The organism is Deltaproteobacteria bacterium (assembly GCA_005879535.1).
GTDB lineage: Bacteria > Myxococcota > Myxococcia > Myxococcales > 40CM-4-68-19 > 40CM-4-68-19.
Genome location: VBKI01000066.1, coordinates 112,614 through 137,074 on the forward strand (window position 1 = coordinate 112,614; position 24,461 = coordinate 137,074).

The following is a 24,461-nucleotide window of genomic DNA, read 5'->3' on the forward strand; positions in this document are numbered from 1 at the left end:
GCGACGATTCTAGAAGTAACAGTTCCAGCTCAGCGTCAGCGACTTGCTCGCCGAGCGCCCAAGGCTGGTCAACGGCTGCTGGCCGGCGGGCACGAACGGCGCATAACCGGCGTTCCCCGCGTTGATGCTCTGCGCTCCGAAAGACGACTGGCCACGGTTCAGCGCGAACTCCGCCAGGACGTGGTTCTGGCTCTTGTTGATATAGAAGTCGAGGCCGAACCGCGTGTTGCGGCTATCGCCCGTGTGCGCCTGAGCGCATTGCGCCGCCGTGACATCGGCGCCCGGCGTGCAATCGTCTCCCTGGAAATACTCGAAGGACACGTACGGGCGCACGAACGAGACACGATACCCGACGTCGAGCGACAAGCCCTTGCCGGTATCGCGCGAACCGGTGCCGTTGCCGTACAGGTACCCGCCGAGAATTGCGACGAACTCCAGCTGCTCAGACAAGGGGAAGTCGAAGAATAGCGTGCTGGTGACCGACCTCTGGTTGGTGAGGCCCTTGAGCGTTCGCAACGCGTCCGCCTGGTACGTGCCGGCGAGCGAGATGCTGAGGATCGGGTCCTTGGCGAAGTATATGCTCTGGTACAGGTAGCTGCCCTCTTCGCTTCCGATGATGTCGAAATTCACGAAACCGCCGAACGCCGGGTAGTGCTTCGAGTTGGGTCCGGTGGCTGCGGCGGTCGGCTGAACGCCCTCGTAGATGCCGCCGCGGAAGCCGAGCTTCTTGTCCAGTCCCCACCCACGAACTTGGAGTCCCGTGCTGCGCGTTCCGGGGAAGTTCGCTGCCGTGAATCCGCGGAGCATGTCAGGATGCCCGTCGACGTTGGCCTGGTTGGCGCTGGTGGTGATGGTGAAGCGGGAGTTCGGGTAGAAGATCAGTCCGCCCTCGACCAGCAGGACGTTGTCGCCCTTGGTTCCACCAGGTCCCCAGGAGACCCACGCGTCCTGCACGATCATGCGGCTGGTGAAGTTAGCGAACTTGCCGAAGTTCGCGTTGTCGACCTGGAAGTAATACGACCAGTTTGTGCCCACGTCCCCGTTCGCCTGGATTCGTGTCCGGCGGACGTAGAAGTCGTAGGCGTTGTCGGTTCCGCTTGGCGCTCCGTTCTCGTTGAGCTGGAATTGCGGCTGGATGAACGCCTGGATGTTCAGCGTCACATCCTTGGTGGGTAGCGGAACCGCCACCGCCCAGGACGCCGCAGACACGAGAAACAGCAGCACTCCGGGAAGCAGGCTCAGGCTCTTACGCATCCATCCCCCTCTGTCGGGTGAGCGCTTCGGAGGAGAGGTAAGACTTTTTTGTATGCTCTTGTCAACTCCCCGGCCGCTATTCGTCGAGGAGTTCCTTGAGCACTTCGCGGCCTGACGCGGTGATCCGGACGGTGCGCGTGATGTCCTTCCCCAGATCCGGATTGACCAGCCGGACCGTGTGCTCGCCGGCCGCCAGCATCAGCGGTTCGTTCAGGGGGGTGACGCCGATCTCCTGGCCATCCACCTCGACCCTTGCCCAAGGGCGGATCAGGAGCACCAATTCGCCCTTGGCGGTAATGATCGGTTGCACCGGGGGCTGCGAAGTAGCTTGCGGAATGGAGCGCTTGGGTTTCGCGGCTACAGCCTGCCGCGATTCCGGGGCAGGAGGTACCGGGACCGCAGGTGGAACCGGCGCAGCAGGGACCGCAGCGCGCGCCACGGAGGGCGTAGCCTGCGCCATCACTGGCGGCGCGTCTGGCGCCGCACCGGCGTCCGTGACAGGCGGTGTCGGGCTCGGAGGAGGCTCCGTCGCCTGGAGCTGCGGAGTCGCTGGTTCCGCGACCGGCTCCGCCGGCCGCGGTGCTACCGACGCGCGCTCGATTGGCACGATATCCGCGGCAAACGCCCCGCGGCGCTGCAGAAATGCATACCCCGCGGCGCCCCCCAGGGCGGCGATGCAGAGAAATGCGGCGATCCCGTACGCCATACCCCGCCGGTCCCGCGGCGGCGGCGGCGGCGGCCTCGGAAGCACCACGGTTCGCGCTTCCCGCAGCTGCGGACGGCGCGCGGGGACGGCGCGGACCGCGCCAGTGCCGTTCATCTCCGCTTCCAGCGCCTGCATCGCCGCGCCGGTGCTCTCGTCGGGCGGCTGCACCGGCTCGGCATACGCCTTGGCAAAATCCGAGATGCGCGCCGGCGTGATCGCCTGCCCGAGAGAGACGAGCAGCGCGTCGAGATCGGCCTGCAGATCGTGGCAGCTCGCGTATCGCGCATCGCGATCCTTGGCCAGCGCCCGCTCGAGCACGGCCACGAGACCCGCGGGCGCCTCCGGCCGCGGGACGGAGAGTGGCTGTGGATCTTCCGTCATCATGCGACCGATGAGCGACACCTCGCTGTCGCCTTCCCAGGGACGCTTCCCGCCGAGCATCTCGTAGAGCACGACGCCGAGCGCGAAGACGTCGGCGCGGCGATCCAGGGCATCGCCGCGGAGCTGCTCGGGCGGCATGTACGCGACCTTGCCTTTCAGGGTCCCCGTGCGCGTCATCCCGCTCGAGTTCGCCGCCTTGGCGATGCCGAAGTCGACCACCTTCGCCATGCCGTTGCGATGGACGAGGATGTTGTCCGGAGAGATGTCGCGGTGGACGAGACCGAGCGGCTTGCCGTCGGGCCCCGCGAGATCGTGCGCGTAGTGCAGGCCGCCTGCGGCCATGGAGACGATCTTCACCACCTCGGCGATGGGCAGCCGCTCGCCGCGCTCGTGGGCACGCTTCGCCACCGCGCGCAGCGAGGGCCCGTCGATGAACTCCATGGCGATGAAGTAGTTTCCGTTCGCCTCGCCGAGATCGAAGATGCTGACGATGTTCGGGTGATCGAGCCGGGCCGCCAGCCGGGCTTCGTTGAGGAACATCTCGACGAACTGGCGGTCGCGCGCCAGGTGCGGCAGGATCCGCTTCAGGCATACCAGCTTCTCGAAGCCCGCCGCGCCGGCTTGCCGCGCGAGGTACACCTCGGCCATTCCGCCGGAGGCGATCAGCCGGACGAGCTTGTACTTGCCGATGGGCGCCGTCATCCCGCAGGGCGATGCTACAGCACGCCCCGGAGTGCTCCCAGAATTCACCTGTACAATCACCTTTTACTGAGGTCGCGGAGCGTGTTCTGCACGCCCTCCAGCTTGCCGGACAAGGTGGACGCGTCGGGGGCATGTGCGCCATTTCCCTGCTTCACCGCTTCGAGCTTCCGGCGCGCGCCTTCGACGAGCTGCGCCGCCGTCGCGATGTCGGTCTGCGCGTCGTCCCAGGCGAGGTCCGCCCGCAGCACGCCGAGCTCCGCGACCTGCGCGCCGGTCAGCCCCGGAAGCGCGCTTGCACGGTCGACGAGCGCTGCCGCATTGCGCCCATCGCCCTTCTTGCCCGCGTTCTTGGCCCAGTTGCCGAGGAGGTCGAACAACCACCGATCGAGCGCGTTCTGATCGTCGAACTCGGTTTCCATCGGAGGCTTCTCCCCCGCGGGGATGGGAATGGGGCCGTAGGCCTTGTCCGTCGGCGGAATCGGCGAGGTCCCGATGGGGAAGAACCTGCCGCGCTCGATCACCAGCAAGCTTCCCTGCGCGGCGACGCGGAAGTGGTGCTGGTTGCGTTCGGACGCGAGCCATCCCACGGCGACGAGCAGGGCCAGGATGATGAGCCAGAGGACGAGGCGCTGCAGCGTGCTTCCTCTGCGGGCCGCCACCTGCTCAGCCATGACGGAGCACGCCGATGAAGGGGACGTTGCGGTACTTGTCCGCTGCATCCAGACCGTAGCCGACCACGAAGCGGTCCTCGATCTCGAAACCGAGATAGTCGATGGGGATCCGGGTCCGGGCCCGGGACGGCTTGTGCAGGAGCGTGCAGAGCTTCACCGAGGCGGGGCGGCGGGTGGCGAGGTTGTCGAGCAGGTAGCGCATGGTCAAGCCGGTGTCGACGATGTCCTCGACGATCAGCACATGCTTGCGTTCGATGGGCCTGGTCAGATCGCTCGTGATCTTCACCACGCCGGAGGACTCGGTCGCTTCCCCATAACTGGAGAGGCCGATGAAGTCGATACTGACCGGCAGATCGACGGCGCGGCCGAGATCCGACATGAAGATGTACGACCCCTTCAAAACGCCCAGGAGGACCAGGTCCTTTTCCTGGTAGTCCCGCTCGATCTGCTCCCCTAGCTCCTTGACGCGTTTCGCGATCTTCTCCGCCGAAAAGAGCGGTTCGAGGTCTGCAGAAAGTCTCAAGCGATTCTCCTTCCCGACAAACAAAACCTTGGGGTGCCTGGCGGTCGATCTGAAGCCATTACACCCAGGCGTTGTTCATGATCTCGCCGAAGCCGCCCCCGCCCGGAACGATGTACTGCTTGTCGTCGAGCCCCCGCTCGCGGTCCCAGTGCGTTCCCGGAACCGTATCGAACACGTCCTCCGGCGAGAGGCCGCGGTCGAGCCTGAGCGCGTAGACGATGGCCTCGGCGTGCCTCGTGATGACGTTCTTCAAGTACTCGGGCGTGACGATCAGGTTCGCGGCGATGATCTTGCGCGGCTTGCCGATCACGTCGCGCTTGTAGGCGTCGATGGCGGTGCACATGCTGCCGCCGGTCGCGCCCATCGGGTCGGGAAAGAGCAGGATGGCGTCGTCGACGTCTCCGCCGATCTTGCTGCCGAAGATGCGCGCGCCGGTTACGTGCGACGCGTCGTCGAGGACCCGGGCCATCACGAAGTGGTCCTGGCGTACCACGCGCGGATCCAGCAGCGTGTTGAGGAAATCGTACGTGATCTGCGAAGGCAGCGTGCCCGCGCGGGCGATGTTCACCGTCACCGCGCGGACCTCGGGATCGACGGTCTCCCCGTGGAAGACGGCGTTCGGCGTGGAGTCGATCATCCGCGTCGCCGTCGCGGTCGGGCGCCGGGGAAATTCGGCGTTGACGATCACCCGCAACAGATCGCGGTAGAGCACGGCCACGAGCGTGTTGATCTCCGGCTGGTACGTGCCCTTCGCACACAGCTTCGCCAGCTGCGTGAGGGCGAGCGGGTCCGCGAGGATGTGCACGTTGGCGCCGTAGCGATGCTCCAGCTGCGGGGCCCGGTAGGGGATGTGATCGTAGGCGTGGTCGCGCATGCGGTTACCTCGCAGCCGGACCCGCTTCGGACGGCGGCGGACGCCCGCTCACTTTCCGGCGCTTTTCCGGGCGGGAAGGAAGCGGATCCAGAGGTCGGCGTCAACGCCTTCCTTGCCCGGCCGCGCTTCGAACAGCGCGTCGCGGAGATCGGCAGCCCGGTCCGCGAACAGCCGTGCTGCCTGGCCTGCGACGCCGCCATGGGCGCCCGCGGCGCGCTCGACGGAGCGGACGATTCCCGCCACGTCCACCCAGACGTTCTGCTGTCCGGGAACGTCGAACCCGGCGATGCCGATCCGCTTGAGGTGCTGTGCGAGCGACTGACCCTGCAGCTGCAGGACGCGTCCCAGCACGCCGAGGTCCGCCGCGCTCGCCGGTTTCACCTGCTGCTTGTTCCGCCGCCGCGCCCCGGGCGCTTCGCTCGCAGGCGGAGGGGTGCCGCCAATCGCGAGAAAGAGCACGTCTTCGCGGACGGCTGCCTGGGCTCCGTCGCCGAGGCGGAACCAGGAGGCGCCGTTGAGCTGCGCGCGGTCGACGGCGGGACGCGCGCGCATCGCCCGGTCCAGCGCGGCGCGGACCGTCTGGGGATTGGAGAGCTGCGCGGTGACGACGAACGCCGAACGATCGAACGACCCCACCTGCTCGCCCAGCACGGCTTCGATGAGCGAGCTGGCGTCGAGATAGACGCCGATGCCGATGTTTCCCGCGAACGACGGAATGAGGTCCTTCTCCAGATCCAGTCCGGTCGTCTCCTGCACGCGGTCGCGGAGACGCGCCGCGTCCGCTCCGGCAGTGCGCGTCAGCTCCCGCCAGACTGCCTCCGGCGCCGCCGAGATGCGCAGATACGCAGCCGCGTCGCCCGGCAGCCGGGAGGCGAGGTCCGGAGGCCGGACCAGCGGTTTGAAAGCGGCGACGAGCTGGTCGCCGGCGAGGTTCTTGAGCTGCGCGAACATCCTCACCTGGACCAGCTCGCGGTTCTCCGGTTTTTCCAGGATGGTGAACGCGGACGCGCCCAGCTCGCCAGAAAGGCGGCCGCTGCCGGCCGCGCCGCGATCGCCTTCCCGCGAATAGAACACGGCATCGCCCGACCCGACGTGCCGGACCGCGGTGAGAAATCCGGGATCGGCGGCGAGGCCCTTGCCCGGAGGAATCGCCGCGGCGCTGGCCAGCGCGCGGGCCGGATCGGTCGCGCCAGCAAGGCGCAGGTAGAGATATCCTTGGCGTTGCAGGAGCGCGACCGTCTCGCCGGTGGCATTGCGACCCACCAGAATGGGAGTCCCATCCGGCAGCGTCGCGTCCCCCAGCTGGAAGGGGCCGCCCCCGTAGCGTCCCAGGGTCCGGGCGGAACCGAGAAGCTGCCGCGCTGCAGCCAGCGACTTCTTCTCGTCGGAGCTGCCGATCGCGAACACCAGCGCCTCGGGGTCCTGCGGAACGGTGAAGAACGCGATGCCTTTCTGCGGGTCGAATCCGTTTGCTTCCGCGGCGCGCGGGTCGAGCACGTCGAATCCCGCGCCAGCGCCGAGCGACCGCGCGAGCTCGTCGAGCGACGCTCCCAACGACAGCTTGGCGGCGACCTCGCGGTGGATGACCAATCGCGCCCACGGCGCGGGGATCAGCAGCGCGGCGCGCGCGTCCCCCGGCACCGCCATGGCCACGGTTCGCTCCAGCGCGGTGACGTGCGTCCGCGCCGTGCGCATCTGGCCGTCCTTGTCGCGAATGGTCTCGACGACGGTGTAGACGCCTGCGCGCGGGAATGCGTGGACGACGGACGCGCCCTGCCCCTGCGCGGTCCCGTCGCCGAAGTCCCAGAGGATCTCGGTTCCTTCCGGCACCTGTTGCGACTCGCCGAAGCGGAGCGGAACGCCGGTGTACGTCGTCCGGGCATCTCCGGGATCGGGAGAGATCCGCTTCACGCAGGACAGCAGGATGAGCAGGCAGAGGAGCAGGCGAGTCCGCATGCGCGGCGGGTGTATCACACCGCCCTTGCTGCGGACGCGGACGACCGTCGTCGCGGTTGACAGGGGGCTGGCGGACCGTTAGAGCTTTCAGAAAGTTTTGAAAGTTCATCGACAGAAGGTCGGACAATGACGGCGGTGTCGTCAGGAGGTCTGGCGGAGCTTCACGAGGCGGCGGCAAGCCCGCTGGCGCGCCCGTCCGCTGCACAGCTCCTGCCCCTCGCCCAGTCCGCAGAGGGGATTCCCCGGCTCGAGCGCCTGCTGCTCACCGCCGCGCGGCGTGCGCCTCGCGAGCTCGCCGGCGCCGCCGCCGACCTGGTCCGCGCCGGAGGAAAGCGGGTGAGGCCGCTGCTCGTGCTGCTGTCGGCGCGGGCCGCGATGCCAGGACGGCGCGCGCGCGGGCGCGTCCCGCTCGCCCTCGTCGCGGAGATGGTCCACTCGGCGACGCTGCTGCACGACGACGTGATCGACGACGGGCTGACGCGGCGCGGACTGCCTGCGCCGCGCGTGGCGTACGGAAACGGCGTCTCGGTGATCGCGGGAGACTGGCTGCTGGCCGCGTCGCTGGAGCTCGCGCTGCGGGCCGACTCCCCGGGCGCGCTCGAGGCGCTGGTGCGCACGCTGCGCCAGCTGGTCGAGGGGGAAGCGCGGCAGATCGCCCTGCGGGGGAAGACGGACTTCACTTCCGACGATGCGCTGCAGATCGCGCACCTCAAGACCGGCTCGCTGTTCGCCTTCTGCGGCGAGGCAGGCGCCCTGGCGGCCCGCGCGCCAGTGGCCGTCGTCGCGGCGCTGCGCGATTTCGGAATGCGGTCCGGTTCTGCCTTCCAGATCGCCGACGACCTGCTCGACTTCGAATCCGACGCGGCAACCCTCGGCAAGGCCGTGCTCGCCGACGTGACCGAGGGAAAGCCTTCGCTACCGCTGGCCATCGCGCTCAAGCGGCTCCCTCCGCTTCGCGAGGAGCTGGCAGAGCTCCTGAAGGGCCCGCCGGAGACCACCGAAGACGAGGTCCGGGCCCGCGTCCGCGCCTTCGCCGGCCGTCTGTCCCGAACGGGAGCGCTGGGCGCTGCGCGCCGGATCGCCGAGAAGGAGCGCGACGCCGCGCTCGCCGCGCTGGAGCGCGTCCCCCACAGCCCGACCCGGGAGCTCCTCGCCCAGGTCGCCCGGGCCCTTCTCTCGAGAAGTCACTGACGCCGATGACGCCCGCCCCGACATCGTCCCTGGACGCCGAGATGGGGCCCAAGGAGCAGGAGCGCCGCTTGCTGCACGAAGTGGCGGACGCGGTCGGCGCACTGATGGAGTTCTGGGGCTTCAAGCGGGTGATGGGACGGGTGTGGGCCCTGCTCTACCTGCGCGGAGACGCGCTCTCCGCCTCCGACCTGTGCGAGCAGCTCTCCATTTCCTCGGGGGCGGCCTCGATGGCGCTCTCGGAGCTGGAGCACTGGGCGGTGATCCGCAGGATCCGCAAGGCGGGCGACCGGCGCGAGTACTTCGAGGCGGAGACCGACATCTGGAAGATGATCTCGCGGGTGCTGCGCGAGCGCGAGCTGGTGCAGATCGAGCGCGCGCTGGAGGTCTTCGAGCGCGTCCGCGAGAAGCTGCGGTCGCTGGCGGTGCCGGGCGAGCGTTCACGCCTCGAGGACATCGCGGAGCGGCTGGGAAAGCTGGTCGACCTCGCGCGCGTGGGGCGGGCGCTGCTGGTCGCCATTGTGCAACAAGGGCGCGTCGATCTCGGCCCGCTGATGCGGTTTCCGCGGCCGCGGCGTTAGAACTCGACCGATACCCCGAACCGCCAGGCGTGGTCGCTGAGGATCAGCCCGCCGCGTCTGTTGAAGTTGTTCAGATGCGTCCAGCCGTACTCGGCGAACAAGGCCGTCCGCTGGATCCCCGTATCGAGATACGCCTCGCGCGCCAGATCGAGATCCAGGGCGTTCAGGTTCACCGCCACTCCGAGAGCGGTCGTGTAGCCGTAGCTCCAACCCGAGCCATGCCCGCCCTGAGGCGGCTTCGAGACGTCGCCCCTGCCGTCGTACGAGACCCAGAGCGCCCGCATCAGCCCGAGCTGCGCATAAGGAATGAAGGGAAAGCGCTCCCATCGATCCGCCAGCCAGTCGAAGCGGTAGGTCGCGATGAGACCAAACGGAAACACGTTCAGCGTCGCCGTGTCCTGTGACTGCTGGGCCGCTCCCGGCGTGGAGCTGACGAGGATGGCCTTGCCGTAGTTCTGCCAGAAGCCGGCGGTAGCGCCGATCAACAGCGAACCGAACGGATGCGCGATCTCCCAATCGAACTCGAGCTGGTATCTGGGCGGGGCGCGCGGGCCGAACACGTCGTGGTACGGGGTTCCCGTGAGCCCCGGCTCGGAATCCACCTTGGGATCGTAGCGATCCATCTTGAAGCCGATGAGGAAACGCCGCGACGGCGGATCCTCCGCGCGCGCCGAAGGAGCGATCAGCGCGAAGAGAGCGATCACCGCAGCACCGTTGCGGGCCTTGCGGCGGCGCCGCAGCAGCAAGGCCATCACCAAAGCGCCGCCTGCGATCCAGGCCGAGGCGCCGCCGGTCGTGCATCCGTGTCCGCCGAGCGCGCTGCCGCCTTCCTCGCGGTAATGCTCGTAGAAGTCCGAGGAGGGAACCGGGGTTGCGGTGATGGAGCCGGACGGGTCGGAGACGTTTCCGTACGTGTCGTGCGCGACGACCGTGACCGTGTAGCCCGCGTCGTTCTGCAGGGCGGTGCCGTCGTCGGTATGTTCGATGTCGGCGTTGGTCTTCGCGGAGACGGTATTGGCGCTTCCGCCACTGCTGGTCGTACCCGCGGGCACGACGTGAACGTCGTAGGTGGCGATCGCCTCCGCGGCGTTGCCCGCAGACCAGTACACCCGGAAGTGCCGGTCGCCGGGCGTGAACGAGAGATCCTGCGGCGGCGTGGGCTTCGCCAGCGCGTAGCTCACGTTCACCGAGGCACTGGAGAGCCCGCCCAGCGCGCGATACTGCACGCAGAGGACGTTGGTCACCGGGTTTGCGGAGCCGGCGTCGGCGATCGCCGGATCGTCGCATCCGACGGTCCCTGCATCGGTGAAGGCCATCTGGTTCGCACTGACCGTGTCGGCCCCGGTCTGCGCCAATGTTTCCGAGCGCGTGAGCTGCGCGGACGGGGAAGGAGGATTGGTGGTGCAACTGGCCGGATCGCGCGCGCCCAACAGCAGGACCGACTCTCCCGTGGAGGGCGTGGTGCCGAGGTCCCAGTTCGCGACCAGTTGCAGCGTCTTGCAGTTGCTCGAGCCCACGAGTACGCCGGCGGTCGAGTTGTTGACCAGCAGCGACACGGCGCCTGCCGCGAACGGCGCGAGCGCGAGTGCGAAAGCGGGGGCCAGGCGCATCTGGCGTCCGGTCATAGCAAGGAAGGGGCCAGCGGCTCCCGCCGAAGGCCGGTAAGCCGCTGTGCTTTTGCCAGGACCGTTGCTGAGTTCTGACAATTTGTCAGTAGCGCCCTAAGCGCGAGCGGACAGCTTGTCAGCGTAGTCGCGTGCGAGCAGCTCGGCGATCTGAACGGCGTTCGTCGCCGCGCCCTTGCGCAGGTTGTCGCTCACGACGAACAGCGCGAGGCCGTTCGGAGCGGACAGATCGCTGCGAATCCGGCCGACCAGCGTGTCGTCGTTGCCCGCGCCGAGCAGCGGCATCGGGTACACGTGCTCCTTCAGCTCGTCGACTACTTTCACGCCGGCTGCCTTGCGCAGGATCTCCCGCGCCTGGTCCGGGGCGAGCGGCCGCTTGAAGAAGAGATGCGCCGCCTCGGAGTGACAATAGAAGACGGGCACGCGCACGCAGGTGGCGGAGACCGCAAGCCCCGGCAAGCCGAGGATCTTCCGGCTCTCGTTCACCAGCTTCATCTCCTCGTCGGTGTACCCGTTGCCGCTGTCCTTCCCGATCTCCGGCAGCAGGTTGAAGGCGATGCGATGGGGAAACTTCTCGTTCGCCGTCGCCTCCAGGTTGAAGAGCGCGCGCGCCTGCTTCTCCAGCTCGTCGATTCCCTTCTGCCCGGCGCCGGAGACCGACTGGTAGGTGGAGACGATCACTCTCTCCAGCCCCGCCGCTTCGTGCAGGGGCTTCAGCACCACCACCAGCTGGATGGTGCTGCAGTTGGGATTCGCGATGATCCGGCGCCCGCCCGGCTTCAGGGCCAGGTCTACGTCCCGCGGGTTCACCTCGGGAACCACCAATGGGCAGTCGGCGTCCATGCGGAACGCGCTGGAGTTGTCGATCACCACCGCTCCCGCGCGCGCGGCGTGGGGAGCGAACTCGCGCGAAACCGTGGCGCCCGGCGAGAAGAGCGCGATGTCCGCCCCGGCGAAGGAGTCCGGCTTGAGACGCTGGACGGTCACCTCACCGCCCATGAACTCCAGGTTCTGCCCTTCGCTCCGTTCGGACGCGAGCGGGACCAGCTCGCGCACGGGAAACTCGCGCTCCTCGAGCACTTTCATCATCTCGCGGCCGACCACCCCGGTCGCTCCCGCGATGGCCACCTTGTACTGCCTCATTTCATCCGCCTCGCGCCAAACCCCTGCACGTAATCCGGTGCAAGGGCGAAACAGGTGCCTTCATCGTACGACGCCGCGCGCAATCGCGGTATGCAAAGTCTTGCGATCGCCGCCGCCGGGGGAGGCTTCCGCAGCAGGCGGGCGCCTTCCGGCAAGCGCACATCTGCCGCCATGCAGACCTCCACATCGCCCTGCGGCATCCCGTCGCGGTAGGGCTGGATGAAGAGCTCTCCCTTGCGCGCTTCGGTTGCGGCGTAGACCAGCCCTGGCTCGTCCATCGCGATGGCCTGCAGGCTCGATGCGCCGGCGATAGGCAGCCTTCGCGCGTACGCGATGGTCTTCGCGGCGGCGAGGCCAACGCGCAGGCCGGTGAAAGAGCCGGGTCCGAGGCCGACGGCGACTCCATCGACGAGGGTCAGGTCTCCGAGCGCTGCTGGTAGGACGTCGCCTGCCCTGGCCGGCGGACCGATGAGCTGCTCGCGAACGACCCGGCCGTCTTCGAGGAGCGCGCAGGAGGTGAACGGGGTCGAGGTATCGAGGGCGAGCACCCTCACTCGAACCACTTCCGCATCGCGTCGTTGCGGAACGCGTAGAGCATCAGCGTGAGCAACAGCGCGATGCCCACCACGTTCGCGACTTCGCGGAAGCGCACCGACAGCGGGCGCCGCCGGATCCCTTCGATGAAGGCGGTGAGGACGTGGAACCCGTCGAGCACCGGGACCGGGATCAGATTCATCAGCCCGAGCACCACGCTGATGGCTCCCATGGTCACGATCAGCTCCCGCCAGCCGTTTTCGGCGGCCTTGCGGGCGACGTCCGCGATCATCAGCGGCCCGCCGATGGCGCGGCTGGAGATGTGTCCGGTGACGATGCGCACGATGCCGATCGTCTGCGCGCGCACGAAGCCCGCCGTATTGCCGACGGCGCGGCGGGCCGCATCCGGCAGCGTGTACCGCACCCAGATGCGTTCCGCGTCGGCAAAAGCGTTCAGGTCGGGGGCTGCCCCCAGGTCCGGGACGTCCTGCAGCACGCCGGTCTCGTCGCGATCCTTGCGCAGATGAGGAGTGACGGTGGCAATGAGCTCCTTGCCGTCGCGTCGCACGGTGATCTGCAGGGGCTGCGTGCCGGCCGCCTTGATCGCACCGTCGACTTCGTCGCCCCAGGAGAACGCCGGCCTGCCGTTGACCGCCAGGACGCGGTCGCCGCGCCGGAGTCCCGCCTCGTCGGCGGCGCCTCCGGGCTGCACGGCGAACAGGGTCAGATCGCTTGGCTCCAGGCCGTACGCACCCGCTTTTTCCGGCGCCGGCAAAGTCACCGTCATCGGCTTGTCGGACCAGAGCGTTCCGCCCGGAGCCTGCACGGGCAACGGACGGATCAGGTCCAGCGTCACCGCGTCGGCGCGCGCAGCGATCTGCTGCTGGAGTTGCTCCCAGCTCGCGATCGGCGATCCGTCGAGCTTCACCACCTTGTCGAACGTGTGCAGACCGGCGCGCGCGGCAGGCAAATCCGGCGAGATTACCGTTACCTGCGCTGCGCGCGGCACCGCCGAAATGCCGATGCGGCCGTGCTTGACGGTCTCGATCGGGTTGGTTTCCTCGTGGACCGCAGGAACGATGCGCAGGGTCTCGCGGGCGTCATTGCGCTCCACTTCCATGGTCAGAGGCTGGCCGGCGTGGGCGCGGATCTTCTCCTGCAGAGCGCTCCAGCCTTCGACTGGCTCGCCGTCGATGCGGACGATCCGGTCGCCGGAACGCAGTCCCGCCTGCGCCGCCGGAGACTGCGGCTTGACGTACCCCACCTTCGCGGCGAGGTCCTGGTGCGGCGCCGCGAAGACGACGAAGTACAGGGCGACCGCGAGCGCGAAGTTCGCCGCCGGCCCCGCGAAGGCGATCACGCCCTTCTTCCAGGGCGGCTGCTCGAGGAAGCCCCGCCCCCGATCCTGGGGCGCCACCTCCTCGTACGGGTTGTCTCCGGCGAACTTCACGTATCCGCCGAGCGGGAGGAGCGAGACGCGATATTCGGTCTCTCCGGCGGTGAATCCGAAGAGCCTGGGCCCGAATCCGATGGAAAAGCGGATGGCCTTGACCCCCACGGCCTTGCCGACCAGCAGGTGCCCCAGCTCGTGGAAGAACACGACGACGCTGATGACCAGCGCGAACGAGAGCAGGGTGAAGCCTGCCGACTGTACAAAAGCCATGGAAGCGCGAGTCTAAATGTGCATTGCGCGGCGCGCCAGCACCGTCAGGTAAGGAGGCGTGCACACAAGAGGACAAAGGGCGCATTGAAGAGCAGCGCGTCGATGCGATCGAGCAGGCCGCCATGGCCGGGCAGCAGGTTCCCGCTGTCCTTCGCGCCGAAGGCGCGCTTGAGCATCGACTCCGACAGATCGCCGACCGGACCGAGGATGGCGGCGCCGGCGCCGATCAGCGCCGCGCCCCAGGCCGGGACCGAGGGCAGCCAGATCTGCCGGACGACGATGGCTCCGGCGATGCTGCCAGCCGCCCCGCCGAGCGCTCCCTCCCAGGTCTTGCTCGGCGAGATCCGCTCGTAGAGCTTGCGCCGGCCGAATGCGCGCCCGGCGAAATAGGCGAAGGTGTCGTTCAGCCAGGTGACCACGAGCGTGAGGACGATCCACCACTCTCCCCGCGGCATCCGCCGGAGCGGGAGCAACGCCGAAAGCAGGATCCCGGCGTAGGCAGTACCGAGCACTGCAAGGGCGACGCGACGCGGCGCGTTCGGGATCTCCACCTCGAAGAGGAGCGCGTCCGCGAACGCGACGATCACCACGGCGGACAGGACCGTTTCAGCGGTGACCCACGCCGCGGGCGCTTCCTGGAGCAGGGGGATGACGAAGGCGCCGCCAATCGAGACGACGGCGGCGCCGGTGAGCTCGCGGCGTGGGAGCTGGTTCAGCTCCAGGGCGCAGACGCTGGCGGCCGCGCCAATCAACAGGGCCAGCGGAACACCGCCCCGCCAGATCAACCAGAGCACTCCCGGCAGGAGCACCAGCGCGGTGATCACGCGGATGATCAGGTTGCGGTTCTTCTCGCTCATGCCTGGGTGCGGAGCTGGGCGCTGGTCTTGCCGAAGCGCCGTTCCCGCTTCTGGAAGTCCTCCAGCGCGAGCAGCAGATCGAGCTCACCGAAGTCGGGCCAGAGCGCGTCGGTGAAATGGATCTCCGCGTAGGCGAGCTGCCAGAGCAGGAAGTTCGAGACGCGGAACTCTCCGCTGGTACGCACCACGAGCTCCAGCGGCGGCAGGCCCTCCGTCCAGAGCCGGTCCTCGATCGCCCTCGCGTCGATGGAGCCGGGGTCGAGGCGGTCGGCGGCGATCCGGCGCGCCATCGCGATGATTTCCTCGCGACCTCCGTAGCTGAGCGCGAGCGTGAGCGTCATGTCGGTATGTCGCGCGCTGTCGTGGCGCAGCTCTTCCAAGGGATCGCGCACGCGCGGCGGCAAGCGGTCCAGCTCGCCGATGGCATGCAGCCGGATGCCGTTTTCCATGATCTCCGGCCGTTCGCGGTTCAGATAGTCGCGCAAGAGGTCCATCAAGCCGGCGACCTCAGCCGGAGGTCGGTGCCAGTTCTGCGAGGAAAACGCGTAGAGCGTCAGCGCCTTCAGCCCCAGGCGCCGCGCCGCGCGCGTGACCTCCCGGACCGAGTCGCTTCCCCTGCGGTGTCCTTCCAGCCGGGGCAGCCCTCGCTGCTCCGCCCAACGGCCGTTTCCATCCATGATGATGCCGACATGGCGCGGGAGCGGGCGCTGCGCGACTTCCGCCTTGAGCTGGGCGATGTCCCGTTCGATACGCGGCATGAAGTCGCGGGCACCATAGCAGGAATGCTGCGCGGCGCGTCGTTCGGGTTAGGTTAGTGATGTGCGCGGCTGGTTCGGCCCATTCCGCATCGAACGCCAGGTCGGCCGCGGCGGCCTGGGCGCCGTGTACCGCGCGGTCGATTGCCGCAACGGGGTCACCGTAGCGCTGAAGATGCTACCGCACGCGCCCGACCCGTCTTCCACCCGGCGGCTGCGGCGCGAGTTCGACGCGCTCAAGCACCTCGAGCATCCCAACATCGTGCGCGTGTTGGACGTCGGCGAGATGGACGGCATCCCCTGGTTGTCGATGGAGTACGTCGACGGAATGGCGCTGCGCGAGTGGCTCGTGGTGGCCGGCCGGCCCAAGCTGCTCGAGCCGGAGCCCGACGCGGATGCGCCGGAGGGCGTGGACCTCGACGCCCTCTTCGAGGAACCGGATTCCGGCGCGCTGCTCGCCGCTGCGCGCGCGCACCGGTTCCGGATCGAGACCGGCCTCGAGGCGATGCTCACCGATGAGGAGCAGATCGAGCAGAACAACCCCGACCGGCTGCATGCGCTGTGCGAAGCGCTGGCGCAGGTGTGCGACGGGCTGTCGTTCATCCACACGCGCGGCCTGCTGCACCGCGACGTGAAGCCGGGGAACATCCTGGTCCGGCAGGACCGCCGCGCGACGCTGGTGGATTTCGGTCTGGCGAAGAGGATGACCGACGCGGAGATCACCGACCACGGGCACGTGGTGGGGACCTACCGTTACATGTCGCCGGAGCAGGCCCGGGGAGAGCCGCTCGATCGGCGCAGCGATCTCTATTCGCTCGGTGCCACCCTGTACGAGCTGCTCGCCGGGCGGGCGCCGTTCACGCACCGCAACCAGTTCGAGCTCCTGGAGGCGATCATCTACCAGGAGCCGCCGGAGATCGGGCGCATCAATCCCGGCGCGCCCGCGGCGCTGGCCCGCCTTGCGGAGCGTCTCTTGCAGAAGAATTCCGAGGAGCGGCCCCAGAACGCCGCGGAGGTGGCGCTGCTCCTCCGCGTCATCGGGCGTGGCGTGTGGGGGTTCTCGGAGCCGCTGATGGTGCCCCGACCGGCGGAGGAAAAGACCGGCTGAGGTCACCTGGCGGTTTCGCGCACGCGCCTGCGCAGATCGGCGACGAAGTTGCCGCGCAGCCAGCGATGCTTCCAGGCCTTGACCGCGAGCCAGACGGCGGCGACGGCGGCGAGCGCGACGGCATACGGAAACACCGGCCCCCGGCGGTCGGAAGCGATCAGGACCAGAGCGAGCGCGATCCAGGCGGCGGCGGGATTGTGCTCCTTGCGCAGCGCGCGCCGGAAGTCCCACGGCGGTCCCCCGGCAGGGGTCGCAAACCGCGGCCAGAACCGGGGGACGCGCCGGCACCAAGCCTCGTACTCGGCGCCGAACGTCTGCAGCAGGAAGCGCTCCTCGGCGGCGACGATCGCCCGGTACTGCAGCGCGAACAGCAGCGCGACGATCACCAGGAGGAGCGGATCGTGCGCGATCACGCAGAGCCCGAGTGTGATTCCGAGGTTCCCCAGGTAAAGCGGGTTCCGCGTCAGCGCGTACGGGCCCTTGGTGTTGAGCGACGTTGCGATCAGCTTTTCGTTCTGTCCCGAAGTACCGTCCGTGACCTGGCCGAGCACCCACGCGCGAAGCGCCTGCCCACAAGCGCAAAGAAGGAGCCCCGCAACCGTCCAGAGCGGTGAGGCGGGTCCACGGCGGTTCCAGAGCAGCGGCAGTGCGACGAGCACGAGCAGCAGCGGCGTGAAGCTTCGCCATCGGAACAGCACGCGCCCCGCTCGCTCCAGCATCGCCGGGCGTGGCGTATCAGGAGAAGCCTCATGCTACAAGTCGCGCGCGTGAGGGAATACCGGCGTCTTCTCGCGGCGGTGCGGCCGCACCTCAGCCTGCTCGCCGCGGCGATCGCCTCGATGTTGGTGCTCTCCGCGGCCACCGGCGCGTTCTCCTGGCTGGTCGGGCCGATGTTCCAGTTCGTGTTCAAGGGAGGTGCGCTCGACGCCGGCGCTCTCCGAAGCGCCCTGCCGTTCCTGCACGCGCCGGAAACGATCTCCGCGGAGACAGCGCTGCGCGCGTTGCCGCTGCTGATCCTCGCGATCGCCGCGGTGCGCGGGATCGCCTATTTCGGCCAGTTCTATTGCATGGGGATGCTGGGCCAGCGGGTGGTGGCCGACATGCGCCTCGCGCTCCACCAGAAGCTGCTCGAGCTGGCGCCGGCATTCTTCGCCCGCAGCTCATCGGGCGATCTTCTCGCGCGCTTCGCAAGCGACGTGGCGGCGGTGGAGTTCGCCGTCACCTACGGCTTCGCCGCGTACCTGCGCGATGGTCTTCAAGTTTTGGTCCTGCTCGGCGTCTCCATCGCTCTCGACTGGCGGCTGGCGCTGCTGGCGTTCGTCGCCGTTCCGCTCACGGTCCTTCCCATCGTCCGGTTCGCCCGGCGGCTGAAGAAGATCGCCGCGCGGGGGCAGGCCCAGATCGGCACCCTCTACACGCTCCTGCACGAGGCCCTGCAGGGCGTACGCATCGTGCAGTCGTTTGGGATGGAGCGGTACGAGCGGAACAAATTTGCCGCCGGCCAGGACCGCTTTCTCGCGACGATGCGGCGCAGCTTCTTCGTGCGCGCGATCTTCACGCCCACGCTGGAGATCATGGCGGCGATCGGCATCGCCACGACCGTCGTCTTCGCGGCGCGAGCGGTCGCGGCGGGCAACCTGCAGCCGGATCGGGTGATCTCGTTCCTGGCGACGATCGTCCTCTTGTACACGCCGCTCAAGTCGCTGGGCGGAACCGGACAGGGCGTGACGCAGGGGCTCGCGGGAGCGCGCCGCCTCTGGGAAGTCCTGGACGAGCCGGTCGATCCCGTCCCCGGCCACCTCGAGCTGGCACCGTTCACGCGCGAGATCCGGTTCGAGCGCGTCTCGTTCCGCTACCGCGCCGAGGGACCGCTCGTGTTGCGCAACGTGGACCTGAGCCTGCGCCGAGGCGAGGTCATCGCGCTCGTGGGACCGTCGGGCGGCGGGAAGACGACGCTGGTGAACCTGCTCCCGCGGTTCGCCGATCCGTCGGACGGCCGGGTGACGATCGACGGACGCTATATCCGCGAGGCGACGTTCCGGTCGCTGCGGGCGCAGATTGCGCTGGTCACGACACCGTCCGCGCGAACATCGCGTACGGGCTCCAGCAGGTGTCGCAGCAGAGCGTGGAGGCCGCGGCGAAGGCGGCGCGGGCGCACGACTTCATCCGGGAGCTGCCGCGCGCGTACGACACCGACGTCGGCGAGCGCGGGGTGACGCTCTCGGGGGGACAGCGCCAGCGGCTCGCCATCGCGCGGGCTCTCTTGAAGGACGCGCCCATCCTGCTTCTCGACGAGGCGACCAGCGCGCTCGACACCGAGAGCGAACGCGAGGTGCAGCGGGCCCTCGATCGGCTCATGGAGAAGCGCACCTGCCTCGTCATCGCCCACCGTCTGTCCACGATCCGCCACGCGACCCGCATCGCCGTCCTCGCCCAAGGGCGCGTCGTCGAGCTTGGCACCCACGACGAGCTCCTGGCACGACGCGGCGAATACGCCCGCCTCTACGAGCTCCAGTTCGCGTCGCCTTCCGAGCTCCTCAAACCCGCCTAGCCCGCCGCGGGGTTCCGCGCGCTGCCTTGGGGACTAGCGCGGCGCGGGGTCGCGCGGGCTGTCCCGCAGCGCCGCGGGGTTCCGCGCGCTGCCTTGGGACTAGCAAGCCGCAGGACGAGCGCCTGTTTACTGAAGGGCGGTTGAGAAAATGGACCGGGAGGAGTACAGGAGTCGGCGCATGGCGCAGCGGGTGCCCGGCAAGAAGGAGACGCTCCTCGCCTATCTGGCGAGGGGCATCGCCATGGTGCACCTGGATGCTCGCCGCCCCGCCGTCGTGGTGCCTCCCCAGTACGCGATGGACGCGCATTTGCGGCTGAACCTGAGTTACCGCTACGGAATCCCCGACCTCGACATCTCGGCCGAGCGTATTCGGGCAACGCTGTCGTTCGGCGGGCGCCCGTTCCGCTGCCTCATCCCCTGGGGGTCGGTCTTCGGGATCACCTGCCATGGAACCGGAGACGGCCAGGTCTGGCCCGAGGATCTTCCGGTGGAAGTCGTCCACACCATGGCCGACCGCTACACCAGCCAGCGGCGCGAGCCCGGCGCGTCGGCAGCGCCGCGGCGCGCGAAGCCGTCTCTGGCCGCCGTCGACGGTGACGTCAGCGGGCAGCCTGAGGAGAAGGAGCAGCCGGGATCTCGGGAAGGCGCGCCACGGCGGCATCTTCGCCTCGTCCGATAGGACGGAAAGATTTGCGCGCGGGCCGGTCGAGCTTGCGCAGCTCCCGCTCGAGCGCCTCGAACAGCCATCCGCATCCGTACCAGAACGGCGCGTAGTCCAGCCGCACGTAGCCGCGGACGTTCAGGCCCTTCAGGTAGCGCCAAGGCACGTCGCCGATGATCCGGTTGAGCAGCGAGGCGCTGCCGAACTCGACGGCATAGATCCCGGCCATGTACGCGAGTGATCGCGCCCAGCGGGAAACGCCGCCTCTGGCCAAGCGGGCGTGCAGGCGCTCGAGGAGCAGGCCGCCGCTGCCGTAGATCGGCAGCATCCAGAGGTAGGAATGCCCTTGGAGGCGGCGATCGCGCAGCCAGACCGAGCCGGTCAAGCTCGTGAACGTGACCTCCACGGCCCAGCCGACAAAACCATACGCGAAGAAGCGGCGCAGCACCGATCAACCATGCGGCCGCGCGCGCCGATGTGCATCCGTCAGAGGCGGGACGACGCCCGTCCGTCGCAAGCGACGACCACCCGGCCCGATGCTTTGCGCAGCCACTGCGCGGGGCAGGCGGCGAGATCCTCCGGGCCTTTCAGCGCGCGGGCAAGCACGTCCGCCTTCTCCGCCCCGGTCACTTGGAGCACCACCATCCGCGCCGTCACCACCAGGAACGGGAGCAACGTGATCCGCGCGATTTTCGGTTCGACCTTGAAGGGAGCCGCCACGTGACGGACGAGCTCATCATCGCCGCGCTCGGCGCTGCCGGGCACTCCCGCAAACAGCGAGCAGATGTGACCGTCCGGACCGAGCCCGAGCAGGACCAGGTCGAGACGCGGCGGCGTTCCCAAGGTGCTGCGCAGATCGTCCGCATACCGCCGCGCTTCTACCTGGAGATCGGACGCCTCGCCGCGCATCCGGTGCACGGCGCGCGGGGTGACGTGCCGGAGCAGGCCTTCCTGCGCCAGCCGGTAGTTCGAGAGAGCATGATCCGGTGCGACCGCGCGCTCGTCGGTGAAGAAAATGTCCGTCTGCGCCCAGGGGAGCTTCGCGCCGAGGAGCCTGGTGAAGAGAGGCGGCGCGCTCGAGCCGCCTGTGAGAGCCACCGCCGCCCTGCCCCGCGCCGCGGACGCGCCGGCGACAGCCTCTACGAACAACTCCGTCGTTGCGGCGGCGACATCGGGAACGACGGCGACTTCGGTCACGTCCGTCCTGCCGGGAGCAGCTTCGCAGCGGCGATGGCGGCCTGCGCGTAGAGCTCGTCGCGCCCCGAAAGCAGCTTCAACTCCAGCGCCAGGAGCCTTCCCGGCGTTTCCGGCGGAAGCCGGATGCGATGGGCGCACCAGCCGTCGTCGTCGCCCTTCACCTGCGCGAGGAGGAGATCCTTTTCCCTGTGGAGCGTGAACGTCGCCGGCGGCGCGGTGAGCTCGAGCAGCTTCACGTGTCCGAGACCCATGGGCGCCGCGCGCGGAACCGCGGTCGAGCGCGCCGAGGTCGCCTCGTCGACGTGACCTTCCGCGGCGATCTCCACTTCCAGGCGCTTGATCCGCGACTGCAGCCACCCGAGCAGCAGCAGGCCTTCGGAGCCCACTGCGCCGGCGCAGAGCACGCGCGCCTTCCGGATGTTCCCGCGGTGCTCGCGCAGGTTCGGCAGGTCCAGGGTCTCCGCCGCCAGCGACTGCCAGGGAAAGATCCTCGCCCAGGCGAGATCCCCGAGCGGCGCTCCGCGGGAGAGCAGCTTCGCGGTTTCCGCCAGGTGGCTCGGCGGGCGCGCTCCAGAATCGGTGATGATCCGATCTGCGGAGTCCACGACGCGCTTGAGCAGATCCCCGTGCGGACGGCCGCCCCAGACCACGACCATGGGCAGGTCGGGACGGAGCAGCCCCATCATCGCCGACTCCAGGTGCCGCACCGCGCGCCCCGTCGCAGTCAGCACCACCCGCTCCATCGTGATTGCGCCGCCCGAGCGCACCACCGACACGCTGGCGGTCAGCGACTCCTCCTCGATCACCTCGTCGGCCACCAGCGCGAGCAGCCGGCAAGGATGCAGGGTCCCGGCAACCTCCAGCGCTTCGCGCGCGCGCTCGTACTGCGCCGCGTTGAAGAGGATGGCGACGAGGTTCAGCGTGGAGACCGTCTCCGGAGCCGGGCCGCCGCGCTCGCGCGCCTGCCGGAGCAGCATCTCGATCCGCCCGACATCGACCGCCTTGTCGAAGCGGACCGTCAGCTCGCCGCCGTGCGGCGACGCGCCCGCCGAGATGGGCTCGCCATAAGCCTCGCTCACAGTCGCCTCCATGCCCTTCGGTCCTGTACGAGGAGCTCTTCGGCGGCGTCCGGCCCCCAGGTCCCGGCAGGATACGGGTGAGGGGGAGGGAACTCCGCGCTCTCGGTCACCTTGAGGATGTTCCCGACGATCTTCCACGCCGCCTCCACCTCGTCGCGGCGGGTGAACAGCGTCTGGTCGCCGCGCATCGCGTCGAGCAGGAGCCGCTCGTACGCCTCCGGGCTGGCGGCGCCGAAGGTCGTGCCGTACCGGAAGTCCATGCTGACGGTGCGCGGGCGGAAGCGCTCCCCGGGAACTTTTGCGGAAAAGCGGAGCGCGATTCCCTCTTCCGGCTGCACGCGGATGATGAGCACGTTGGGCTGCGTCGCGCCTTCGCCGAAGAGCGGATGCGGCACCGGGCGGAAGTGGACCGCGATCTCCGTGGCCCGCTTCGGCATCCGCTTCCCCGATCGCACGTAGAAAGGGACGCCGTCCCACCGCCAGGAGCGCACGTTCAGGCGCAGGGCAACGAACGTAGGCGTATGCGAGCCGGAAGCAACGTCCTTCTCCTGCTGGTATCCCGGCACGTCGGCGCCGGCGACGCTCCCGGGCGCGTACTGCCCGAGGACGACGTTGCGTGTCACCTGCTCCGGCGAATCGAACAGCTCGACGGCCCGCAGCACCTTGATCTTCTCGTCCCGCACCGCATCGGCGTCGAATGCGACGGGCGGCTCGATCGCCGAGAGGCAGACGAGCTGCAGGACGTGGTTCTGGATCATATCGCGCAGGATCCCGGCCTCTTCGTAGTAGCGGCCGCGGCCCTCGATGCCCAGGTCCTCGCCCGCGGTGATCTGCACGTGGTCGACGTAACGCCGGTTCCACACCGGCTCGAAGATCGCGTTCGCAAAGCGGAACACCAACAGGTTCTGGACCGTCTCCTTGCCGAGGTAGTGATCGATGCGAAAGACCTGCCGTTCGTCGCACGTCTCCAGCACCAGCCGGTTGAGGGCGCGCGCGCTGGGCAGGTCGCGCCCGAACGGCTTCTCGATCACCACTCGCGTGAACCTCGTGTCGAACGGCCCGGAGATCAGGCCCGCGGCCTTCAGCTGCTTGAGCAGCGTGGGAAACGCGCTGGGCGGCGTGGCGAAGTAGTAGAGCCGGTTGCCGCGCGTGGAGCGCACGCGATCCAGCTCTTCGAGCTGCGTCCGCAGGCGCGCAAACGTGTCCGGGTCGTCGAACGATCCCGGCACGTAGCGCATGCCGGCCCCGAAGTCCTGCCAGATCTCCGGATCGACGGGCTTCGTGCGCGAGAACCTGCCCACCGCCTCGCGCATCTCGCCGGCGAACTCCTCGTGCGTATACGGGGTCTTCGAAACGCCGACGATCCCGAACGCCGCGGGCAGATGCGCGCCGATGGCGAGGTTGTAGAGCGCGGGAACGAGCTTGCGGTGCGCGAGATCGCCGCTGGCCCCGAAGATCACCACCGCGCACGGCTCCGGAGCGGAGTCGCCGCGCAGCCCGGGCCGGAGCGGATTGGGGACTTCGTCGTGCTCCGGCGCGTAGGGCACCGATCACCCCTTCTTCACGGCGTGACCGCCGAACTCGTTGCGCAACGCCGCCTGGACCTTGGCGCCGAACGATTCCTCCTGCCGGGAGGCGATGCGCATCTGCAACGCAAGCGTGATCACCGGAGCGGGCACGTTCTGGTCGATGGCCGCTTGCACCGTCCAGCGCCCCTCGCCGCTGTCCTCGACGTACCCGCGGAGCCCGTCGAGGCCGGGATCCTTCTCCAGCGCGTCGTGCAGGAGCTCGAGCAGCCAGGAGCGCACCACGCTGCCGTAGCGCCAGATTCCGGCAATCTGCGGCAGGTCGAGCTGACCGAACGGCGAGGTCTTCAGGATCTCGAACCCCTCGGCGTACGCAGCCATCAGGCCGTACTCGATGCCGTTGTGGACCATCTTGACGAAGTGGCCGCTGCCGGCGGGGCCGGTGTGCATGAGCCCGCCCTCGGGGGCGAGCGACTTCAGCGCCGGCTCGATGGTCGCGTACGCGGAAGGCGCTCCGCCCACCATCAGGCAGTACCCGTTCTTGAGGCCCCAGATGCCGCCGCTCGTCCCGGCGTCACAGAAGTGGATGCCCCGTTCCGCCAGCTCCTTCGCCCGCCGCTGCGAGTCCCTGAAGTTGGAGTTTCCGCCGTCGACGATGATGTCGCCTTTCTGCGTCCGCGCCGCCAGCGAGGTGACGAGCTCCTCCGTGATCCTCCCCGCGGGCACCATCGTCCAGCAGACGCGGGGAGGCCTGAGGGCGGCGATCACCTCGTCGAGGGTAGTGGCGGGCGCGGCGCCGGCGGCAGCGAGCTCCGCCGCACGGCGGGGATCGACGTCGTACGCGATCACCCTGTGCCCGCCTTGCAGCAAGCGCTGCACCATGTTGCCGCCCATCCGTCCGAGACCCAGCATCGCGAGCTGCATGG

General features: G+C 68.7%; 22 protein-coding genes and 1 pseudogene. 5 read left to right on the plus strand and 18 right to left on the minus strand.

Translation table 11 applies throughout. The features are described from left to right. Positions 1-9 precede the first annotated feature (9 nt). The 6 genes from E6J58_13670 to E6J58_13695 form a co-directional block, all read right to left on the minus strand. The gene (locus tag E6J58_13670; protein ID TMB36759.1) at positions 10-1,254 is read right to left on the minus strand and encodes a hypothetical protein; all 1,245 of its coding nucleotides are present in this window, start codon (positions 1,252-1,254) and stop codon (positions 10-12) included. Between the two features lie 76 nt (positions 1,255-1,330). Continuing rightward, positions 1,331-3,043, minus strand: coding sequence for a serine/threonine protein kinase (locus E6J58_13675; GenBank protein TMB36760.1), 1,713 nt, complete (start codon positions 3,041-3,043; stop codon positions 1,331-1,333). Between the two features lie 56 nt (positions 3,044-3,099). After that, positions 3,100-3,714, minus strand: a complete 615-nt coding sequence (locus E6J58_13680) for a hypothetical protein (GenBank protein TMB36761.1) — start codon at positions 3,712-3,714, stop codon at positions 3,100-3,102. After that, positions 3,707-4,237, minus strand: coding sequence for a hypoxanthine phosphoribosyltransferase (gene hpt, locus E6J58_13685; protein ID TMB36762.1), 531 nt, complete (start codon positions 4,235-4,237; stop codon positions 3,707-3,709). The genes E6J58_13680 and hpt overlap by 8 nt, the downstream gene beginning before the upstream one ends. A gap of 58 nt (positions 4,238-4,295) precedes the next feature. Beyond that, a complete protein-coding gene (locus E6J58_13690) occupies positions 4,296-5,111 on the minus strand; it encodes a uracil phosphoribosyltransferase (protein ID TMB36763.1) in 816 nt (271 codons plus the stop codon). Between the two features lie 48 nt (positions 5,112-5,159). After that, positions 5,160-7,067: a hypothetical protein gene (locus tag E6J58_13695; GenBank protein TMB36764.1), complete on the minus strand. Its 1,908-nt coding sequence runs from the start codon at positions 7,065-7,067 to the stop codon at positions 5,160-5,162. Between the two features lie 126 nt (positions 7,068-7,193). On the opposite strand from E6J58_13695, the gene E6J58_13700 reads away from it, so the two are divergent. Beyond that, positions 7,194-8,258 (plus strand): polyprenyl synthetase family protein, encoded by a 1,065-nt coding sequence (locus E6J58_13700; protein ID TMB36765.1) that lies wholly within the window; start codon positions 7,194-7,196, stop codon positions 8,256-8,258. A gap of 5 nt (positions 8,259-8,263) precedes the next feature. Beyond that, the gene (locus E6J58_13705; GenBank protein ID TMB36766.1) at positions 8,264-8,836 is read left to right on the plus strand and encodes an ArsR family transcriptional regulator; all 573 of its coding nucleotides are present in this window, start codon (positions 8,264-8,266) and stop codon (positions 8,834-8,836) included. Here the strand turns inward: E6J58_13705 and E6J58_13710 are convergent. The 6 genes from E6J58_13710 to uppS form a co-directional block, all read right to left on the minus strand. Then, a complete protein-coding gene (locus tag E6J58_13710) occupies positions 8,833-10,446 on the minus strand; it encodes a fibronectin type III domain-containing protein (GenBank protein ID TMB36767.1) in 1,614 nt (537 codons plus the stop codon). The two genes, E6J58_13705 and E6J58_13710, sit on opposite strands and share 4 nt — an antisense overlap. Positions 10,447-10,557: 111 nt before the next feature. Continuing rightward, positions 10,558-11,604: an aspartate-semialdehyde dehydrogenase gene (locus tag E6J58_13715; GenBank protein ID TMB36768.1), complete on the minus strand. Its 1,047-nt coding sequence runs from the start codon at positions 11,602-11,604 to the stop codon at positions 10,558-10,560. Next, positions 11,601-12,158, minus strand: a complete 558-nt coding sequence (gene tsaB / locus E6J58_13720; GenBank protein ID TMB36769.1) for a tRNA (adenosine(37)-N6)-threonylcarbamoyltransferase complex dimerization subunit type 1 TsaB — start codon at positions 12,156-12,158, stop codon at positions 11,601-11,603. The genes E6J58_13715 and tsaB overlap by 4 nt, the downstream gene beginning before the upstream one ends. Further along, the gene (rseP, locus tag E6J58_13725; GenBank protein ID TMB36770.1) at positions 12,155-13,801 is read right to left on the minus strand and encodes an RIP metalloprotease RseP; all 1,647 of its coding nucleotides are present in this window, start codon (positions 13,799-13,801) and stop codon (positions 12,155-12,157) included. Before rseP ends, tsaB begins: the two co-directional genes overlap by 4 nt. Positions 13,802-13,845: 44 nt before the next feature. Further along, positions 13,846-14,658, minus strand: coding sequence for a phosphatidate cytidylyltransferase (locus E6J58_13730; GenBank protein ID TMB36771.1), 813 nt, complete (start codon positions 14,656-14,658; stop codon positions 13,846-13,848). Further along, complete coding sequence (gene uppS, locus E6J58_13735; GenBank protein ID TMB36772.1) at positions 14,655-15,416, minus strand: di-trans,poly-cis-decaprenylcistransferase; 762 nt, start codon at positions 15,414-15,416, stop codon at positions 14,655-14,657. Before uppS ends, E6J58_13730 begins: the two co-directional genes overlap by 4 nt. 61 nt (positions 15,417-15,477) lie before the next feature. On the opposite strand from uppS, the gene E6J58_13740 reads away from it, so the two are divergent. Further along, the gene (locus E6J58_13740) at positions 15,478-16,521 is read left to right on the plus strand and encodes a serine/threonine protein kinase (GenBank protein TMB36773.1); all 1,044 of its coding nucleotides are present in this window, start codon (positions 15,478-15,480) and stop codon (positions 16,519-16,521) included. A 2-nt stretch (positions 16,522-16,523) separates the two neighbouring features. On the opposite strand, the gene E6J58_13745 is transcribed toward E6J58_13740, so the two are convergent. Beyond that, positions 16,524-17,240, minus strand: coding sequence for a hypothetical protein (locus E6J58_13745; GenBank protein TMB36774.1), 717 nt, complete (start codon positions 17,238-17,240; stop codon positions 16,524-16,526). A gap of 30 nt (positions 17,241-17,270) precedes the next feature. Here E6J58_13745 and E6J58_13750 point away from each other — a divergent pair. Beyond that, a pseudogene (locus E6J58_13750) lies at positions 17,271-19,072 on the plus strand (ATP-binding cassette domain-containing protein). Positions 19,073-19,220: 148 nt separating this feature from the next. Beyond that, positions 19,221-19,751: a stringent starvation protein B gene (locus E6J58_13755; protein ID TMB36775.1), complete on the plus strand. Its 531-nt coding sequence runs from the start codon at positions 19,221-19,223 to the stop codon at positions 19,749-19,751. On the opposite strand, the gene E6J58_13760 is transcribed toward E6J58_13755, so the two are convergent. The 5 genes from E6J58_13760 to gnd are packed head-to-tail and all read right to left on the minus strand — an operon-like array spanning position 19,672 to position 24,459. Continuing rightward, entirely contained in the window at positions 19,672-20,181 is a 510-nt protein-coding gene (locus tag E6J58_13760) for a hypothetical protein (GenBank protein TMB36776.1), read from the minus strand. The two genes, E6J58_13755 and E6J58_13760, sit on opposite strands and share 80 nt — an antisense overlap. 38 nt (positions 20,182-20,219) lie before the next feature. After that, entirely contained in the window at positions 20,220-21,287 is a 1,068-nt protein-coding gene (gene pgl / locus E6J58_13765; GenBank protein TMB36777.1) for a 6-phosphogluconolactonase, read from the minus strand. Then, positions 20,927-22,009 carry a hypothetical protein gene (locus tag E6J58_13770; protein TMB36778.1) on the minus strand — a complete coding sequence of 361 codons (1,083 nt, stop codon included), beginning with the start codon at positions 22,007-22,009 and terminating at the stop codon, positions 20,927-20,929. Before E6J58_13770 ends, pgl begins: the two co-directional genes overlap by 361 nt. Further along, positions 22,006-23,556, minus strand: coding sequence for a glucose-6-phosphate dehydrogenase (gene zwf / locus E6J58_13775; GenBank protein ID TMB36779.1), 1,551 nt, complete (start codon positions 23,554-23,556; stop codon positions 22,006-22,008). The genes E6J58_13770 and zwf overlap by 4 nt, the downstream gene beginning before the upstream one ends. 3 nt (positions 23,557-23,559) lie before the next feature. Beyond that, complete coding sequence (gnd, locus tag E6J58_13780) at positions 23,560-24,459, minus strand: decarboxylating 6-phosphogluconate dehydrogenase (GenBank protein TMB36780.1); 900 nt, start codon at positions 24,457-24,459, stop codon at positions 23,560-23,562. Positions 24,460-24,461: the final 2 nt, after the last annotated feature.